Here is a 16,364-nt window from a genome sequence, read left to right as displayed (position 1 = left end):
GCTTGCTTAAATGACATAATTTTTAGTGGTGCAGGGGAAGAATCCGGCCGCCAGGCCCCATTTTTCCGTGCAACGGCTGTGGTATTGTCCATACAATTGTCTTGGCGGAAATGAAAAATGGCCGGGCGCTGGCGCGGCCCGGCCACTTCGTGATGGAGGGCGTTTGCCCGTCTAGCGTATTTTGCCGCGGCGCAAAAGATTCACGATGCCCAGCAGGATCACGGCGCCCAGGAAGGAAACGAGCAGCGAGGACAGGCTGAAGTTGTCGCTATTGATGGTGCCCGTGCCGAACAGGGGCGCCAGCAGCCAGCCGCCCAGGAAGGCCCCCACGATGCCGACGACGATATTGAGGAAGATGCCTTGTTGCGCATCGGTTTTCATGACCATGCTGGCCAGCCAGCCGATGACGCCGCCAATAACGATCCAGATAATGAAATTCATGTAGTCCTCCGCGCGATGGGTGAGTAGGGGTGCCATGTTAGAAAAACATCATGCCAGGTGATACTGATGCCGCACGATAGAAAAGTCCAGCGGATTCGCGCGGCGCATGCAAAAGCCCGCCTGGCTGCGGGCAGCGAGGCGGGCTTGTCATGCGGCAAGACGGTGTTTAATCGGCCTTGATCGCTTCCACCTGGATGGCCAGCTTGACTTCCGGCGAGAACGCCGGCATGCCGTAGTTCAGGCCAAAGTCGCTGCGCTTGAATTCCGCGCTGGCATCGGCGCCGCACACTTCGCGCTTGTAGCGCGGGTGCATGATGCACTTGAACTTGCTCACGTTCAGCTTGACGGGCTTGGTCACGCCCAGCAGGGTCAGTTCGCCGTCCACTTCCACCAGCTGTTCACCGTTGAACTTGAGCGATGTGCTCTTGTAGGTGATTTGCGGGAATTTCTCGACGTTGAACATGTCCGCTTTTTTCGCGTGCGTGTTCATGGCATCGAGGCCGAAGTCGATCGAATCGGCATCGATGACCAGGTCCAGGCTGCCCGTCTTGGCGGCGCGGTCCAGGGAGACCGTGCCCTTGGTCTTGTTGAACTTGCCACGCCACACGGACATGCCCATGTGATCGGCTTCGAAGCTGGGGAAGGTGTGCGTCGGGTCGAGGTTGTAGGTGTCGGTAGCGGCCATGGCCGAACCGGCACCGGCGGCTGCCAGCACGGCGATCATCAAGTGCGAAAATTTCATGCAGATCCTAAAGGGTTGTGGGGTTGTTTTTGCTAACGTCTGAAAAACGTTCAGGACAAGGCGCCTTGCCGAAGGCAGTACGAATAGTACGACGAGGCAAGAGCAACGCAGTCAAGGACGTTTTCTCAGGCGTTACTGAGCCGAAACGTGGAACTTGATCGTGACCTCATCGGCAACCATGCTCGTGTCCTTCCACTCGCCTTCGCCGATGTTGTAGGTCAGGCGCTTGATGGGCAGGGCGCCGTCAAATGCATATTTGCCGCCATCGGCTTTCACCGTCAGGGGGAAGGTCACGTCGGTGGTCTTGCCTTTGATGCTCAGCTTGCCCGATACCGTCAGCTTGCCCGCACCGGCGGCCTTGATGCTGCTCGAGACAAACGTGGCTTTCGGGAACTGGGCCGCGTTGAACCATTCTTTCTTGGCCACTTCCTTGTTGTATTCCGGGTCGCCGATATCGATGCTGGCCGTCTCGATTTCCACCGACGCTTTCGAGGCGTCCGGTGTGGCCGGGTTGTAATCGATGGCGATATTGAATTTCTTGAACTTCGCTTCCACGGGCACGTTCATTTGCTTGAACACGGCCGACACGCTGGTCTTGGCGGGATCGACTTTCAGCAAGGTGGCGGCGGTGGCGGCCACGGACAGGCCCAGCAGGGAAGCGAGGACGATGCGTTGGGTGGTTTTCATCTTATTTTTCCTGGAGTTTCAGTGAGCAAGGGGAAGTCGGTGTTACGGCAGCATGCGCTTGAGCACGCCGTCGCGGTCGATGAACTGGTGCTTCAGCGCCGCCAGCACATGGGCGGCCACGGCGGCGGCCATCGTCATGTTCAGAACATAATGAATTTCTTTTAAAAGCGGCTTAAGTTCCGGGTTCGGCGCCATGATGACGGGCAGCTGGAACAGGCCCAGGTACACCACCGGCACGCCGGCGGCCAGGGTGTACAGGTAGCCGGAGATGGGTACGGCGAAGATCAGGATGTACAGCAGCACGTGCATGGCGTCGGCCGCCTTCTTTTGCCAGGCAACCATGCTGGCCGGGTGCGGTGGGGGCACGTTGGCCTTGCGCCACAGCAGGCGGATGGCGGCGATGGCCAGCACGGTCACGCCCAGCCATTTGTGCCAGGAGAAATATTTGAGCTTGGTGGGCGTCAGGCCGGGAATGTCCGTCATGACCAGGCCCATGACAAAGGCGCTGATGATCAGCAGGGCGGTCAGCCAGTGCAGGATGATGGCGGTGGTGGTGTAGCGTTGCATCGGCGGGGCTTTCTTGAAAGTAGTACGCATTAGGACTAGTTCGGCCTAATATACCAAAGAAAAGCAAATTGCGCTGCGTGCTGGAGATTCTACAAGAAAGACTGCCGGAAAAACCGCGGGGCGGCCAGCATTTGTGTGCTGGCCGCCCCGCGGCAGCGGATCGGCGTGATCCGGGGAGTGCTGGTCGCTTAGATGGCCTTGGCCAGCTGCGCCGCGATACCGATGTAGTTAGCCGGTGTCATGGTCAGCAGCACGTCCTTGGCATCCTGCGGAATGGCCAGGCCATTGACGAAGGTTTGCAGTGCTTCTTTCGAGATGCCCTTGCCGCGCGTCAGCTCTTTCAACTGCTCGTACGGGTTTTCGATGCCATAGCGGCGCATCACGGTTTGCACGGGCTCGGCCAGCACTTCCCACGTCGCGTCCAGGTCTTGCGCCAGGCGCGCGTGGTTCACTTCCAGCTTGTTCAGGCCGCGCAGGCAGCTGTCATAGGCCAGCAGGGTGTAGCCCAGGCCCACGCCGATGTTGCGCAGCACGGTCGAATCGGTCAGGTCGCGCTGCATGCGCGAGACGGGCAGTTTTTCCGACAGGTGCTTCAGCACAGCGTTGGCCAGGCCCAGGTTGCCTTCCGAGTTTTCGAAGTCGATCGGGTTGACCTTGTGCGGCATGGTCGAGGAACCGATTTCGCCCGCTTTCAGCTTCTGCTTGAAGTAGCCCAGCGAGACATACGTCCAGATGTCGCGGTTCAGGTCCAGCAGGATCGTGTTGGCGCGCGCGAAGGCGTCGAACAGTTCGGCCATGTAGTCGTGCGGCTCGATCTGGATGGTGTACGGATTGAACACCAGGCCCAGGCGCTGTTCGATGACGGCTTGCGAGAAGGCGGGCCAGTCGAAGCCAGGGTAGGCGGACAGGTGGGCGTTGTAGTTGCCGACGGCGCCATTCATCTTGCCGAGGATTTCCACTTGCGCGATGCGTTTCACGGCGCGCTGCAAGCGGGCCACGACGTTGGCAAATTCCTTGCCCAGGGTGGTCGGGCTGGCCGTCTGGCCGTGCGTGCGCGACAGCATCGGCACGTCGGCATTGTCGTGCGCGATCTGCGTCAGCTTGGCCACCAGGCCGTTCAAGGCCGGCAGCATCACGCCATCGCGGGCCGCTTTCAGCATCATGCCGTGCGACGTGTTGTTGATGTCTTCCGAGGTGCAGGCGAAATGGATGAATTCCGACGCCGCCACCAGTTCCGGCACGTCCGCCACTTGTTCCTTCAGCCAGTATTCGACGGCCTTGACGTCGTGGTTGGTGACCGCTTCGATGGCCTTGATGCGGGCCGCGTCGGCTTCCGAGAAGTCGGCCGCCATCTTGTCGAGCAGGGCGGTCGCTTCGGCCGAGAACGGCTTGATTTCAGCAAAACCGGCTTGCGACAGCGCTTGCAGCCAGGAGATTTCCACTTTCACGCGGTGGTGCATGAAACCGGCTTCGGACAGGATCGGGCGCAGCAGATCGGTCTTGCTGGCGTAGCGGCCATCGAGCGGAGACAGGGCCGACAGCGTGGAATACGGAGTAGTAGAAGTCATGAGAGCGGACGCAAGTTAAAGAAACGGTTGGCGTGTGGCGCGCGGGGAGGGCAGGGCTATTGCAATACAGCAACACTGACGGCGCCACAGTAAAGGGCGATTTTACCACCGCTGGCCGCTGGTTAGCCGTCCGTTGGCTGCTGATGGCCCCCATTCCGGCCGAATCGGGCCCCGATGCGGCGTGCCTGCCACACCGTGCCGGGCGCCGGGCGCGCGCTGCCAAATGCCGCTGCCGCCGATGCTATACTGCTTGCTGCTCCTTTACCTTAAAGTACCTATGAAACTGATCGGTTCCCTCGCCAGCCCGTATGTCCGCAAAGCCCGTATCGTGCTGGCGGAAAAAAAGCTCGACTATGTCTTCGAGCTGGAAAACGTGTGGGTGCCGGAAACCCGCATCGCCCAGGCCAATCCGCTGGGCAAGGTGCCCTGCCTGGTGATGGAGGATGGCAGCACCTTGATCGATTCGAAAGTCATCGTCGAATACCTCGACACGCTCACGCCCGTGTGCAAGCTGCTGCCGGCCGGCGGCAATGGCCGCGAGCGGGCCGACATCAAGAACTGGGAAGCGTTGGCCGACGGCATCCTCGATGCGGGCGTGCTGGTGCGCCTGGAGCGCACGCAGCGTCCGCCCGAGCAGCAAAGCGCCGCCTGGATCGCGCGCCAGCTCGACAAGATCACCCTGGGCCTGGCGGCGCTCGAAGCGCGCCTGGGCGAGAGCGCGTATTGCGCCGGCAAGAACTACACCCTGGCCGACGTGGCCGTGGGCTGCACCCTGGGCTGGCTCAGCTTCCGCTTCCCGGAAATCGACTGGCGCGCCGATCACCCCGCGCTCGCGCGTCTGTTCGACAAGCTGTCCGAGCGGCAATCGTTCAAGGACACGGTGCCGCAATAAAGGCACGGACGTAAAAAAACCGGCAATTGCCGGTTTTTTTATCTGCATCGAAGAAAAATTACTCTTCAATCGCCATCTGGCTCTGCAGGTAGTTCTGGATGCCGATCTTGGCGATCAGGTCGATCTGCGTTTCGAGCCAGTCGATATGCTCTTCCGTGTCTTCCAGGATCATCAGGAACAGGTCGCGCGAGACGTAATCGCCCGCTTTTTCGCTGATGGCGATGCCTTCCTTGACGGTGGCGTGCGCGGCGCGTTCCAGCTTCAAGTCGCATTCCAGCATTTCCGGCGTGTTCTCGCCGATCAGCAGCTTGTGCAGCGCTTGCAGGTTAGGCAGGCCGTCGAGCATCAGGATGCGGTCGATCAGCTTGTCGGCGTGTTTCATTTCGCCGATCGATTCTTCGTATTCCTTCTTGCCCAGCTTTTCCAGGCCCCAGTGCTTGTACATGCGTGCATGCAGGAAGTACTGGTTGATGGCCGACAGTTCGTTGGTGAGCTGTGCGTTGAGCATGCGGATGACTTCTTTATCGCCCTTCATGGGATTTCCTTTGTTCTGTGTCGCGTTCGATGATGAAACCGGAGGCTGCTGGCGGCCACGGCCGGGTGGCGAAGGGCTGCCTGGTGGCGCGCATGTTGCCGGTCTCGCTATGCCCGCATGATAGCGCAAAATATGGGCAATTTCGGGCGGTAAACGGCATTTTTCCGTCTTTTTAACGTAAATATCGTGCGAATAAAACCCATTCTCAAATGGATTGCCACATTTTTCCGTTTTTTATTTGTCAAGGAAAATGAAGGCCATTCTCATTCGCGTTCATGCCGTCTTGTGGGGATGGCCGGCACGCCGGTATGGTCGTGTGAAAACGGCGCGCAATGTTTGCGCCATTCTTGCCTTTATGTATTCTTGGCCGCCGGTGGCGATGCGATAATCAGCGGGGGAATTTCACGATAAAGGAAAGCAAGATGATGCTGCATATACCCGGCGTGCTGACGCCGGAACAGGTGACGCAGTTTCGCCAGCGCCTGGCGCAGACGGACTGGGTCGATGGGCGCGCCAGCGTCGGGGCGCAAGGGGCGCAGGTCAAGCGCAACCGCCAGCTGGCCGAGGGCTCGCCGCTGGCGCTGGAATTGGGCGAGATCGTCAGCCGCGCGCTGATGGCCAATCCGCTGTTCTTTTCGGCCGTGCTGCCGCTGCGCATCCTGCCGCCGTTCTTCAACAGCTATGCGGGCGGCGAGCATTATGGCTTGCATATCGACGGCGCCATCCGCACGCCGAAAAACGGCATGCAGTCGATGCGCGCCGACGTCTCGTCGACCGTGTTCCTCAGCGAACCGGACGAATACGAAGGCGGCGAGCTGGTGGTGGTCGATTCCTACGGCACGCATGAAGTGAAACTGCCGGCGGGCGACGTGATCGTGTATCCGTCGAGCAGCGTGCATCAAGTGCTGCCCGTCACCAGCGGCGAGCGCATCTGCTCTTTCCTGTGGACGCAAAGCATGGTGCGCGAGGATTGGAAGCGCAGCATGCTGTTCGAGCTCGACCAGAACATCCAGAGCGTGCGCGGCGAGCACGGCGATTCGCCGGCGACCGTGGGCTTGACGGGGCATTATCACAACCTGCTGCGGATGTGGGCGGAGATGTGAGGCTGGGGTCAGACCCCCGGCGACGTTGGCGCTGAGCTTGGCGTTGGCGGTGTTGAGGGTCTGACCCCCATTGCGGACAAAAAAAAGTCTGCCTGGCCCGGGGATGTAGGCTGGCAGACTGAAACAAGCAAATCGCTTGACTAAAAACAGGGCGCAAAAAAGCAAGCAGGGCACACGGTGCGATGCTTGCGGGCTGGCAGCGGCGCAAGGGCCGCCGGAAGGCTAGCTCAGTTGGAAGGTCAGCGGGACGAGCACGTACACGGGCACGGGCTTGCCGTTTTCGATCATGGGCTTGAACAGCGCGCGCTGCGCTGCCTGGCGGCCCGCTTCGTCGAGGTTGCCGTAGCCGGTCGATTTGTGGATCAGGATTTGCTCGGGCAAGCCCTTTTCATTGATCAGGATGCGCAAGACCACGGTGCCGCTCTCGCCCAGGCGGCGCGACAGATTCGGGTAGATCAGTTGCGGTGCCTTGATGTATTCGACGCTGCTGACGGTGCGCGGCGTGGACGGGGCCGGCGGCGTGGGCGACGGTGTCGATGGCGCGGTCGGCGCGGCGGTGGCCACGGGCGCTGCTTCGGCGCGCGTCGGCTGCGGCGGCGTGATGGTCGGTTCCGTGGGTGCCACGGCGATCAGCGGCAGCGGCGGGATCACGGCGCGCGGCATGGGAGCGCTCAGTTCCACGGTTTTGGGGACGGACGGTGTCGGCGGCTTGGGCGGCGCCGGCGGGGCGATGATGCTGATGGTGGTGATGGTCGGCATGGCCGCCGTGACGACTTTGCTCAGCAAGCCGCTCTGGATCGCATAGAACCCGGCGAGGTGCAGGACGACGATGGCCATCAGCGGCGCGAACTTGTTGCGCTTCTTGTCGAAGTCGGCAAATTGTTGCACGGCCTGCACCGTTACGGGCGGGGGCATCATCGTCATGGCGTTCATCGCTTTCTTTAGTTTGTCAGTACAGCTCGCATCAATACGGTTTCTTGCAGCGCTACGGTAGCGCTCAGGTGATCGTTCAGCACTTCCCGTGCGCACGTGTGGCATTTGCCGCAGCAGGTTGCCACGCCCAGGTCGCGGCGCAGTTCGGCCATGCTGGACAGGCCAAGATCGACGGCTTGACGGATTTCACGATCAGATATGTTGTTGCAGACACATACAATCATTGATACACCTTCTGGCTGGATGATGAAAATGCACTAGTGCCGCGAAGCATTATTGCTAGTGTTTTAATGAGAATCATTATCATTACGTTTCATTGTCGCGCAAAGCGGGGGACAATGCAAGCGATTTTGATCAAGTGTGCGGCCGTTGGCAGCCCGGCGCGGCACGCCGGCGGCCGCGCCGCTATGCCGTGTGCGCGAATGAGACAGCCCTTGACGGGGGCCACTCTCCGGGCTAAATAAAAACTATTCGCATTCATGTTTATAATGCTGGTATTGTCTCGGACGGTCGCCGTCTGGACATAATGAAAGGCCGCTTGTCGGTAATGCGCAACAGTTGCGTTTTACCTCACAACACTGGCAGCAAATGCCCTGCGCCTGGCGCGGCAACTTGTCTCCGGTGTTCTTAATTTGAACGGATTTTGCTCATGACTCTAGTTCCACCCTTGATGACGCTCGATGCGCTGGCAGTCGGCCAGAGCGGTACGGTGTTGCATATCACGCCCCTCGCGGCAGGACAGACGGAGGACGGCGTGGACCTGCCCCGCCGCCTGATGGAGCTGGGATTCGTTCCTGGCGAACGCATCCGCATGCTCAAGCGCGGCATTCCTGGCGGCGACCCGCTGGCCATCAAGGTCGGCAATGCCACGTTCGCCCTGCGCCGCTTCGAAGCGGCGCTGATCGCGATTCAACCGTTGACTCAACCGGAATGACCATGGGTGCTGTAGAAACTATCGTCGACGCGGGCGTGCACAAGCCGCCGCATCAGCCGCAAATTGCCTTGCTGGGCAATCCGAACTGCGGCAAGACCGCCCTGTTCAACCGTTTGACGGGCGCGCGCCAGAAAGTGGCGAACTACGCCGGCGTGACCATCGAACGCAAGGAAGGCCATTTCACGTCGCCCGCGGGCAAGCCCGTGCGCGTGCTCGACTTGCCGGGCGCCTACAGCCTGTCGGCCACCACGCCCGATGAAGCCATCACGCGCGACGTGGTGGGGGGCCTGCGCCGCGGCGATCCCCGTCCGGACGCCATCATCTGCGTGGTCGACGCCACCAACCTGCGGCTGAACTTGCGCCTGGTGCTGGAAGTCCAGCGCCTGGGCCTGCCCATGCTGCTGGCGCTGAACATGACGGACGTGGCGCGCAAGCGCGGCATGCTGATCGACACGGTGAAACTGTCGCAGGAACTGGGCATGCCCGTGGTGGAAACCGTGGCGGTGCAGCACGATGGCGAAAAAGCCCTGCTGGACGCCATCGACGCCATGCTGCCGCTGCCGGCCGTGGACGCCAAGCCGCTGGCGGCCATCGATGCCGTCACCGTCGAGGAAACCCAGCGCGAAGTGCGCCGCATCCTGGCCGCCGTCAGCAATGACGCCAGCGACCGTGGCAACCTGACGGAAAAGATCGACGACGTGGTGCTGCACCCCATCGTCGGCCCCATGATCCTGGCCGTGCTGATGTTCCTGATTTTCCAGGCCGTGTTTGCCTGGGCCGCCACGCCGATGGAAATGATCACCGATGGCGTGGGCCACCTGGGCGCCGTGCTGACGGCGAACATGCCCGACGGTCATCTGAAGAGCTTGCTGGTGGAAGGCATCATCGGCGGCGTCGGCAGCGTGCTGGTGTTCCTGCCGCAGATCCTGATCCTGTTCTTCTTCATCCTGGCGCTGGAAGACTGCGGCTACCTGCCGCGCGCCGCATTCCTGCTGGACCGCCTGATGGGCGGCGTGGGCCTGTCGGGCCGCGCCTTCATTCCGCTGCTGTCGAGCTTTGCCTGCGCCATTCCCGGCGTGATGGCGGCACGCACCATCCAGAACCCGCGCGACCGCCTGGTGACCATCATGATCGCCCCGCTGATGACGTGTTCGGCGCGCCTGCCCGTGTATGCGCTGATCATCGCCGCCTTCATCCCGGAACGCCAGGTGTGGGGTTACCTGAGCCTGCAAGGCCTGGTGCTGTTCGTGCTGTACTTTGCCGGCATCATCTCGGCCATGGCCGTGGCCTGGGTCATGAAGCGCAGCATGGGCGTGCGCGGCAACCAGCCGCTGATGCTGGAACTGCCGGCCTATCACTGGCCGCATTTGCGCAACCTGGCCGTCAGCCTGTGGGAGCGCGCGAAGATCTTCCTGACGCGCGTCGGTACCATCATCCTGAGCCTGATGATCATCCTGTGGTTCCTCAGCACCTTCCCCGGTGCGCCGGACAACGCGGTCCACCCGCCGATCTACTACAGCCTGGCCGGCATCTTGGGGCGCGGCCTGGAAGTGATCTTCGCGCCCATCGGTTTCAACTGGCAGATCTGCATCGCGCTGGTGCCGGGCATGGCGGCGCGCGAAGTGGCCGTCGGCGCCCTGGGCACCGTGTATGCGCTGTCGCAGACGGGCGACGCGCTGGCCTCCACCCTGGAGCCGCTGATCGCCCATTCGTGGTCGATGGCCACGGCGCTGTCCTTGCTGGCCTGGTATGTGTTTGCGCCGCAGTGCCTGTCGACCCTCTCCGTGGTGAAGCGCGAGACGGGCGGCTGGCGCTATCCGCTGCTGATGGCCGGCTACATGTTCGCCCTGGCCTACGCCGCCTCGTTCATCACGTACCGCCTCGCCCTGCTGGCTGGCGCATAGGAGAGCACCATGTGGCAAACCCTTATCGTCGCCCTGATCGTTGCCGCCGCGCTGCTGCATTTTTCAACCAAGTACCTGCCGGCGGGCGTGCGCCGTGCCATCGTGCGCGGCCTCGTGCGCTGCGGCCTCGACGAAGCGAAGATGTCGACCTTCTTCAAGGTGGCGCCGGGCTGCGGCAGCGGCTGCGGTTCCTGCGGTTCCTGCGACAGCCCGCCGCCGCCGTCCGCCACGCCGCCGGCCGACGGCAGCAGCAAGCGCGTGATCCTGATGCAGGTACAGCGCCAGGACTGATCTACGTCTAGCCACGGGCCCGCCCGTCGGCTACACTGGGCTTTCCGCATGGCAAGGAGTGGCAATGGCGATACTGTTGATCTTCATGTTTTTGTTTGCGATGGCGTCCTGGCTGCTGGCCAGCCGGCGCGGCCGCCACGGGGGACTGTGGTTCGGCATCGGCCTGTTCCTCGGACCGTTTGCCTTGCTGGCGGTGGCGGCCCTGCCGCCCGTGCCAGCGCGCTGACCCTGTATTGCCACAACCCGCCAGCGCGGGTTTTTTTACGCCTGCGCGTTTGCGTGGCGCAGCCGGTACTGGCGCGGCGAGCATGCCATGACGCGCTTGAAGGCATGGCTGAAGGCGCTGTCCGAATCGTAGCCCAGCGCCTGCGCGATCGACGTCACTGTCGCGGCACTGTCCTTCAGGCGCCGCGTGGCCAGGCGCATGCGCCAGCGCAGCAGGTAATCGAGCGGGGTCACGCCCACCCGGTTCCTGAAGTGCAGGGCAAAGGCGGAGCGCGACTGTCCCGCGACGGCGGCCAGCTGCAGCAAGGTCCAGCGCTGCGCCGGCTGCGCATGCATGGCCTCGATGGCGGCGCGCAGCCGGGGATCGGCCAGCGCGAACAGCCAGCCCACGGGATGCGACGCCTGCGCTTCAAGATACTGGCGCAGCATCTGCAGCAGCATCATGTGGCCCAGGTAGCGCGTCATCAGCGCCGCGCCAGGCGCCGTCGCCTGCAGTTCCTGCGCCAGGCGCTGCAAGGCCCAGTGCAGCACGCTGGCCTGGTCCGTGTCGCCGCGCACGTGCAGCAGCGGCGGCAGGCAGTCGAGCAGGATGGCCGCCTCGTCGCCAAAGCTGAAACGTCCACCGATGAGGAAGAAATCGTGTTCCGGCCCCCCGTGGCGGGCCACGCCCTGCTGCGCGTGCCGGTACACTTCCTGCGCCGGCGTGGCCGGCAAGCCGGGCGTGCTGGCCAGCGTGAACGCGCGTCCCGGCGCCAGCAGGAAGCAGTCGCCCGTGCGCAGCGGCACGGGAGCGTCGATGCCCGCGACCGTCAGCCAGCAGCTGCCCTCGATCACGGCGTTGAACTTGATGCCGTCCGGCGGCGGAAAGTCGATGGCCCACGCGCCGCCCGCCTTCAGGCCGGCAAAATAGGAGCTGCGCGTGTCAAACCGCGACAGTACATCGGAAAGCAGATCCATGGCGGGTTCCAGTTCTGGACGATAGCGACAGTATTGCGGATTTTACGCCATTCACAGTCCAGAGCCGCCCGCGCAAAATACGCATGTCGCCAGCCATCCCGCGCTGGCCACCCACATGCAGAGGCAGACATGACATACGGCGATTACAGGCAGACTCCTCTTCACACCGGCTTCGGCGCGGCCACCACCGCCACCGAAGCGCTGGCCGGGCGCGCCCTGTCCGGCATGCAGGCCATCGTCACGGGCGGCGCTTCAGGGCTGGGCCTGGAAACGGTGCGCGTGCTGGCCGGCGCCGGCGCCCGCGTGGTGGTGCCGGCGCGCGACCGGCGCCAGGCGCAAGCGGCATTGACCGGTCTGGCCGGCGTGGAAGTCGCCGCGCTCGACCTGCTCGATCCGCAAGCCATCGACTCCTTTGCCGCCGCTTTCCTCGCCTCCGGCCGCGCCCTGCACGTGCTGGTCAACGGCGCCGGGCTCATGGCCTCGCCCTTGCTGCGCGATGCGCGCGGCTATGAGGCGCAGTTCGCGACGAATCACCTGGGGCATTTCCAGCTGACGGCGCGCCTGTGGCCCGCCTTGCGGCAGGCGCGGGGGGCGCGCGTGGTGTGCGTGTCGTCGCTGGGCCACCGGCAGGCGGGCGTCGACCTGGACGACCCGCATTTCCTGCGCCAGCCGTACGACAAATGGCGCGCGTATGCGCAGTCGAAAAGCGCCAACGCCCTGTTTGCCGTGGAGCTGGACCGGCGCGGTGCGGCGCACGAGGTACGCGCCTTTTCGCTGCACCCGGGCGCCATCCTGACGCCGCTGGTGCGCCACCTGGACCAGGATGATTTACGCAGGGTGGGCGCGCTTGACGATGCGGGCCAGGTAAATCCGCCGCCGCAATCGGGTTTCAAGAACGTGGCGCAGGGGGCCGCCACGGCCGTCTGGTGTGCCACCAGCGCGCAGCTGGACGGTCTTGGCGGCGTGTATTGCGAGGATTGCGATATTGCCGCCCTGGTGGCGGACGACAGCACGGGGCCGGGCGTGCGGCGCTGGGCGGCCGACCCTGCGCAGGCGCGCCGGCTATGGGCGCTGAGCGAACAGATGACGGGCGTGCGTTTCGATCCCGGCGCTGCATGAAAAATGCCGGGCGGCGCCCGGCATATGCAGGAAGGGCGGCGTGGATTTATGCCTGGCCCGCCAGTTTTTCCACCACGGGCGCCAGCGCGGCCGGGCGGCAGCCGAAGGCGGCCAGGCGGCCTTGCGCGATCGGCGCCAGGTCCAGGTCATACGGCAGCCGGCCCGCCACCAGCCACAGCTTATCGTGCGGCAGGGCGTCGACGAGGCGGCGCTGGCCGTCGACGAACATGGCGTTATACGTCTGCAGCACGATCTGCTGCGCGCCCTGGGCAAACGCGATGGCGGCGTCCACTTCCTCGTCCAGCGCTTCGGCCGACAGGGCGTACTCGCGCACGTCCAGGCCCGCGTCGAGCAACGCCGGCAGCATCGAGCTGCGCGCTTCCTTGTTGCGACCCAGCGCCACTTCGTCGATTTCGCTGCGCGAACGCACTTCCACCGTCAGCAGGGTCACGGGCAGGCCCGCGTCGAGCGGGCGGTAGTCGCCCTGCACGCGCAGCGCCGCTTTTTGCAGCAGCTGCGACAGGGCCATGGCGGCCGGCTGCATCAGCGCCGGTGGGTTGAGCGGGCGGGCGCGCCAGTCGCGCACGGCGCGGTTGCGCTTGAGTTCAGCCACGCGGGCACAAGCCGCGTCGATGCGCTCCATGGCAATCTCGCCCCTTTCCACGGCGGCGATGACGGCGTCGATGGCCGCCGTCTGCTGCGCTTCGCGGTGCGAAATCAGGACGATGTCGGCGCCCGCCTGCAGGGTGGCGATGGCGCCCTTGGGGATGCCGATGCCGTCGGCGATGGCTGCCATTTCCAGGCAGTCGGTGATGACGACGCCCTGGTAGTTCATCTCGCCGCGCAGCAGGTCCGTCAGCACGCCTTTCGACAGGGTGGCCGGCACGCTGGTGTCGGCTTCGAAGGCGGGAAAGACCACGTGCGCCGTCATGATGGCATCCACGCCGCCGGCAATGGCTGCGCGGAACGGCGCCAGTTCCACGGCGCGCAGGCGTTCCTTGTCGTGCGGCACCAGGGCCATGGCGTAATGCGTGTCGATGGCCGTGTCGCCGTGGCCAGGGAAGTGTTTGGCGGTCACGGCCAGGCCGCTGGCGCGCTGGCCGCGCATGGCGGCCATGCCGTAGTCGATGACGGTGGCGGCATCTTCGCCATAGGCGCGCACGCCGATGACGGGGTTGTTGCGGTTGTTGTTGACGTCCAGCACGGGGGCGAGCAGCATGTTGATGCCCACCTGGCGCATTTCATCGCCGCTGATCTGGTTCATGCGTTCGCAGTCTTCGACGGAACCGGCGGCCTGGAAGGCCATCGCCGCGGGAACCGGCGTGACGCCCTGCTCGATGCGCATCACCATGCCGCCTTCCTGGTCGATGGAGATCAGCAGCGGGGTGTCGGACACTTCCGCGTTGATTTCCTGCAGCTCGCGGCACAGGGCCGACACTTGCGCGGGCGTGTGCACGTTGCGGCGGAACAGGATCACGCCGCCCACCTTCTTTTGCCGTATCAGGGTCTTGATATGCTCGTCCGCCTGCAGGGCGTCGAAGCCCACCATGAACAACTGTCCTACTTTTTCGCGCAAACCCTGCTCCATGCTGCAACTCCTCCGGTATTCATTCTGATGACGACAAGTCCGTATTGTGGCCCGCGGCGGCGCAATGGAGCGCTCACCGGAAAGCTGCCTTGGTTTTGACCTTATTTTGGTATTGTATTGGATTCAGGTTTTTGCGCAAGTGGTTATTAAGTGGTATTGCCTCGCTTGCGCAACACAGGACTCAATCGAGGCGCTGGAACGATGCCGCCTGGGCCTTGGGCCAGTACAGGCCAAACACGGGCGGCAGCTGCGGCAGCTGGCTCGGGTCCAGCAACTGGCCCGCTTCCAGGAAGGGCAGCAGGGCCGAAGCCAGTTTCACCTGGTTCGGCGAGATGCGCCGCACCAGGTGATGCGGGCGCAGGTCCTGCGGGTGGGCCAGGCCGGCGGCGGCGATCAGTTCGGCCAGCGCTTTCATGGTGTTCTGGTGGAAGTGCGCCACGCGCGAGATCTTGTCGGACACCACCAGCGCACGCTGGCGCTGCGGGTCTTGCGTGGCCACGCCCGTGGGGCAGCGGTCCGTGTGGCAGCTTTGCGACTGGATGCAACCCAGTGCGAACATGAAGCCGCGCGCCGAATTGCACCAGTCGGCGCCCAGCGCCAGCAGGCGGGCGATGTCGAAGGCCGTGATGATCTTGCCCGAACAGCCGATCTTGATCCTGTCGCGCAGATTGGCGCCCACCAGGGTGTTATGCACGAGCACCAGCGCTTCCTGCAGCGGCGTGCCCACATGGTCCGTGAATTCCAGGGGCGCGGCGCCCGTGCCTCCTTCGCTGCCGTCGACGACGATGAAGTCGGGCGTGATGCCCGTTTCCAGCATGGCCTTGACGATGGCGAAAAACTCCCACGGATGGCCGATGGCCAGCTTGAAGCCCGTCGGCTTGCCGCCCGACAGATTGCGCAGGCGGTCGATAAAGTGCAGCATTTCCAGTGGCGTGGAAAAGGCGCTGTGCGCGGCCGGCGAGACGCAATCCTCGCCCACCATCACGCCGCGCGTGGTGGCGATTTCAATCGTCACTTTCGGACCGGGCAGCACGCCGCCGTGGCCCGGCTTGGCGCCCTGCGACATTTTCAGCTCGATCATTTTCACCTGCTCGGAGCTGGCGTTGGCGATGAAGCGTTCTTCCGAAAACGTGCCGTCCTGGTTGCGGCAGCCGAAATAGCCGGAGCCGATTTCCCATACCAGGTCGCCGCCGTTTTCGCGGTGATACGGGCTGATGCTGCCTTCGCCCGTGTCGTGCATGAAGCCGCCGCTGCGCGCGCCGCCGTTCAGGGCCAGGATGGCGTTGGCCGACAGGGCGCCAAAGCTCATCGCGGAGATATTGAAGACGCTGGCCGAATACGGTTTTTCGCGCGGGCAGTCGGGATGGTTGCCGATCTCGATGCGGAAATCGTGGCCCGTGACCTTGGCGGGGGCGATGGAATGGTTGATCCACTCATAGCCCGCTTCATACACGTCGAGCTGGGTGCCGAACGGGCGCTTGTCCGTCTGCTCCTTGGCGCGCTGGTAGACGATGCTGCGCTGGCTGCGCGAGAACGGTGTCGCTTCGCTGTCGCTTTCCAGGAAATACTGGCGGATCTCGGGGCGGATGCTCTCGAAGAAAAAGCGGAAATGCGCGAGGATGGGGTAGTTGCGGCGCAGGGCGCGCTTGGTTTGCAGCAGGTCGCTGATGCCGACCAGGGTCAGCGCACCGGCCAGTACGGGCAGCCAGTAATGGTCATAGTAAAACAGGGACAGGACAAAGATGGCTGCCGTCGCAATGAAGGTCAGGTAGCGAAATGGTACTAGGTGCATGGGCACTCCGGGGAAGTCAGACTGATAACTGATGAGTCTACCTTCGATTCGCGGAACGTGCTGGCTGGAAAGAACGCGGCGCCCGG

At 63.5% G+C, this 16,364-nt stretch carries 18 protein-coding genes; 7 read left to right on the top strand and 11 right to left on the bottom strand.

Annotated features, from left to right (window positions below; translation table 11 throughout):
• Positions 1-171: 171 nt before the first annotated feature.
• The 5 genes from GCN75_RS08555 to purB all read right to left on the bottom strand — a co-directional run bounded on the left by GCN75_RS08555 (position 172) and on the right by purB (position 4,005).
• Positions 172-441 carry a GlsB/YeaQ/YmgE family stress response membrane protein gene (locus GCN75_RS08555; protein WP_071075198.1) on the bottom strand — a complete coding sequence of 90 codons (270 nt, stop codon included), beginning with the start codon at positions 439-441 and terminating at the stop codon, positions 172-174.
• A 166-nt stretch (positions 442-607) separates the two neighbouring features.
• On the bottom strand, positions 608-1,183 hold the full coding sequence (locus GCN75_RS08550; protein ID WP_152282169.1) for a YceI family protein: 576 nt from the start codon (positions 1,181-1,183) through the stop codon (positions 608-610).
• A gap of 132 nt (positions 1,184-1,315) precedes the next feature.
• Entirely contained in the window at positions 1,316-1,870 is a 555-nt protein-coding gene (locus tag GCN75_RS08545; RefSeq protein WP_152282168.1) for a YceI family protein, read from the bottom strand.
• A 42-nt stretch (positions 1,871-1,912) separates the two neighbouring features.
• A complete protein-coding gene (locus GCN75_RS08540; RefSeq protein WP_070311507.1) occupies positions 1,913-2,437 on the bottom strand; it encodes a cytochrome b in 525 nt (174 codons plus the stop codon).
• 188 nt (positions 2,438-2,625) lie between these two features.
• Entirely contained in the window at positions 2,626-4,005 is a 1,380-nt protein-coding gene (gene purB / locus GCN75_RS08535) for an adenylosuccinate lyase (RefSeq protein ID WP_152282167.1), read from the bottom strand.
• A gap of 277 nt (positions 4,006-4,282) precedes the next feature.
• On the opposite strand from purB, the gene GCN75_RS08530 reads away from it, so the two are divergent.
• Positions 4,283-4,897 carry a glutathione S-transferase N-terminal domain-containing protein gene (locus tag GCN75_RS08530; RefSeq protein ID WP_152254807.1) on the top strand — a complete coding sequence of 205 codons (615 nt, stop codon included), beginning with the start codon at positions 4,283-4,285 and terminating at the stop codon, positions 4,895-4,897.
• 58 nt (positions 4,898-4,955) lie between these two features.
• Here GCN75_RS08530 and bfr read toward each other — a convergent pair whose 3' ends face one another.
• Complete coding sequence (bfr, locus tag GCN75_RS08525) at positions 4,956-5,432, bottom strand: bacterioferritin (protein WP_092607216.1); 477 nt, start codon at positions 5,430-5,432, stop codon at positions 4,956-4,958.
• A 422-nt stretch (positions 5,433-5,854) separates the two neighbouring features.
• Here bfr and GCN75_RS08520 point away from each other — a divergent pair, with 422 nt between their 5' ends.
• Complete coding sequence (locus tag GCN75_RS08520; protein WP_152282166.1) at positions 5,855-6,535, top strand: Fe2+-dependent dioxygenase; 681 nt, start codon at positions 5,855-5,857, stop codon at positions 6,533-6,535.
• 222 nt (positions 6,536-6,757) lie between these two features.
• On the opposite strand, the gene GCN75_RS08515 is transcribed toward GCN75_RS08520, so the two are convergent.
• A complete protein-coding gene (locus tag GCN75_RS08515) occupies positions 6,758-7,459 on the bottom strand; it encodes an energy transducer TonB (protein WP_152282165.1) in 702 nt (233 codons plus the stop codon).
• Positions 7,460-7,476: 17 nt separating this feature from the next.
• Positions 7,477-7,692: a (2Fe-2S)-binding protein gene (locus GCN75_RS08510; RefSeq protein WP_152282164.1), complete on the bottom strand. Its 216-nt coding sequence runs from the start codon at positions 7,690-7,692 to the stop codon at positions 7,477-7,479.
• Positions 7,693-8,117: 425 nt separating this feature from the next.
• Here GCN75_RS08510 and GCN75_RS08505 point away from each other — a divergent pair, with 425 nt between their 5' ends.
• The 4 genes from GCN75_RS08505 to GCN75_RS29130 all read left to right on the top strand — a co-directional run bounded on the left by GCN75_RS08505 (position 8,118) and on the right by GCN75_RS29130 (position 10,823).
• On the top strand, positions 8,118-8,402 hold the full coding sequence (locus GCN75_RS08505) for a FeoA family protein (RefSeq protein WP_152282163.1): 285 nt from the start codon (positions 8,118-8,120) through the stop codon (positions 8,400-8,402).
• A gap of 2 nt (positions 8,403-8,404) precedes the next feature.
• On the top strand, positions 8,405-10,306 hold the full coding sequence (gene feoB, locus GCN75_RS08500) for a ferrous iron transporter B (RefSeq protein ID WP_152282162.1): 1,902 nt from the start codon (positions 8,405-8,407) through the stop codon (positions 10,304-10,306).
• 9 nt (positions 10,307-10,315) lie between these two features.
• Positions 10,316-10,597: a hypothetical protein gene (locus GCN75_RS08495; protein WP_070220612.1), complete on the top strand. Its 282-nt coding sequence runs from the start codon at positions 10,316-10,318 to the stop codon at positions 10,595-10,597.
• Between the two features lie 64 nt (positions 10,598-10,661).
• Positions 10,662-10,823 carry a hypothetical protein gene (locus tag GCN75_RS29130; protein WP_193317420.1) on the top strand — a complete coding sequence of 54 codons (162 nt, stop codon included), beginning with the start codon at positions 10,662-10,664 and terminating at the stop codon, positions 10,821-10,823.
• Between the two features lie 35 nt (positions 10,824-10,858).
• Here GCN75_RS29130 and GCN75_RS08490 read toward each other — a convergent pair whose 3' ends face one another.
• Positions 10,859-11,779, bottom strand: coding sequence for an AraC family transcriptional regulator (locus GCN75_RS08490; protein WP_152282161.1), 921 nt, complete (start codon positions 11,777-11,779; stop codon positions 10,859-10,861).
• A 129-nt stretch (positions 11,780-11,908) separates the two neighbouring features.
• On the opposite strand from GCN75_RS08490, the gene GCN75_RS08485 reads away from it, so the two are divergent.
• Complete coding sequence (locus tag GCN75_RS08485) at positions 11,909-12,898, top strand: oxidoreductase (protein ID WP_152282160.1); 990 nt, start codon at positions 11,909-11,911, stop codon at positions 12,896-12,898.
• A 46-nt stretch (positions 12,899-12,944) separates the two neighbouring features.
• On the opposite strand, the gene nagZ is transcribed toward GCN75_RS08485, so the two are convergent.
• The gene (gene nagZ, locus GCN75_RS08480; protein ID WP_152282159.1) at positions 12,945-14,486 is read right to left on the bottom strand and encodes a beta-N-acetylhexosaminidase; all 1,542 of its coding nucleotides are present in this window, start codon (positions 14,484-14,486) and stop codon (positions 12,945-12,947) included.
• A 181-nt stretch (positions 14,487-14,667) separates the two neighbouring features.
• Positions 14,668-16,278, bottom strand: a complete 1,611-nt coding sequence (locus GCN75_RS08475) for an FMN-binding glutamate synthase family protein (protein ID WP_152282158.1) — start codon at positions 16,276-16,278, stop codon at positions 14,668-14,670.
• Between the last annotated feature and the right edge of the window lie 86 nt (positions 16,279-16,364).

Origin of the sequence: Janthinobacterium violaceinigrum, assembly GCF_009208555.1 — a bacterium.
Lineage (GTDB): Bacteria > Pseudomonadota > Gammaproteobacteria > Burkholderiales > Burkholderiaceae_D > Janthinobacterium > Janthinobacterium violaceinigrum.
The sequence above is the reverse complement of the archived record's forward strand: the minus strand, read 5'-3'. Positions and strand labels throughout refer to the sequence as shown.